The sequence below is a fragment of the Acinetobacter sp. YH12046 genome (assembly GCF_013419905.1).
Classification (GTDB): Bacteria; Pseudomonadota; Gammaproteobacteria; order Pseudomonadales; family Moraxellaceae; genus Acinetobacter.
In genome coordinates, this window is record NZ_VOZF01000075.1 from 1 (window position 1) to 1,387 (window position 1,387).

Below are 1,387 nucleotides of genomic sequence, written 5' to 3' on the forward strand. Positions count from 1 at the left end.
ACGTATAGGAAGAATAAACGCCCTTTTCACCCAAGTCCAACAGCTTTGGACCGCAGTTGACTCTTTCGACACCCCTGCGATGCAACCCAATCCGGCTGACGGGGAGCCAGCAACGCTGAAAATTTACCCTCCTCTTTCCCACTAGCGGCTCCTTTTCCGACAACCAGCACGGCGGATCCCTGCCGCGGCGCTGTGAACGCAGCATTTTGATTGGTATCGTTGGCCTTCAGGCTCGTCAGTCAAACAGACCCAGGAGCAGCTCAGCCGGTGGCGCCCGGCTTTCGGGTAACGCCCTGGTCCCGCTGGTTTCGGCTTTGTGCTTCAGGTGATCAAGGATCTGCTTGATCACTATAGGGTCTTCAATGCAGGCGATGACTTTCATGGCGCCGCCGCAGCCGCTGCAGGTCTCGATGTCGATATTGAAAACACGCTTGAGCCGTTGCGCCCATGTCATCGACGCTCGCCGTTGTGCTGGTGTTGCCGGTTCATCAGCCACCCTGACCTTGTTGCCCCTGCCCCGTTTTGCCGGCGTGACCAACGCCCGGTGCCGACTGTTGGGTGCGAACACCCCGTGGAAGCGGGTTAGGTTGACTCTGGGCTTCGGTACCAGGGCGGCCAGCCTTGCAATGAAATCCAATGGTTCGAAAATGACGTGCGTGGTGCCGTCCCGGTACGGCGTCTTGAGCTGGTAGCGCACGTTGCCGCCTCGTGTTAACGACAGCCGCTTCTCGGATACCGCCGGGCGGCTGATGTACCGGCACAGCCGTTCGAGCTTCTTGCGTTCATCGGCCCTGGCCGCCACGCCGGCGTGCAGGCTGGACCCGGCTACCTTGCCAATCCCGTCACCGAACGGATCACCACTGGTCGGCAGAGTTTGCAAAGTGAACACCTTTCGCCCCGCCTGTGAACCGACAGCGATACGGTAAGTGATCGAGTGCCCCAGCAGGGGTGTCATCGGGTCGTCATCCACCGCATCCGAGGCCAGATAGCTGTTTTCGACATCCCGTTCCAGCAGGCCTTGCCGTTCCAGATAGCGACCCACCCGGTGGGCGATGGTGTGCGTCAGCTGGGTGAGCTCTGGGCTGGTCGGCGCCTTGACCCAGCGGAAACGCGCTGAGCCGTGGGATTGCTCGACATACACACCGTCGAGAAACAGCATGTGGAAGTGAACATTCAGATTGAGCGCCGATCCAAAACGCTGGATCAGGGTGACCGCGCCCGTCTTGGCCACTTGGTGGGTATGGCCCGCTTTCTTGACCAGGTGCGTGGCAATGACGCGGTAAACGATGCCCAGCACCCACCCCATGATCTCGGGCCGGCTGGCAAACAGGAAACGCAGCTGAAACGGGAAGCTCAACACCCACTGACGCATGGGTTGTTCAGGCAG

The 1,387-nt window shown here is 60.3% G+C and carries 1 protein-coding gene; it reads right to left on the reverse strand.

The features are described 5' to 3' along the window. Window positions 1-235: 235 nt before the first annotated feature. Window positions 236-1,387: IS91-like element ISVsa3 family transposase (locus FTU03_RS15970; protein WP_000685544.1), on the reverse strand; the 1,152-nt coding region annotated here is incomplete at its 5' end.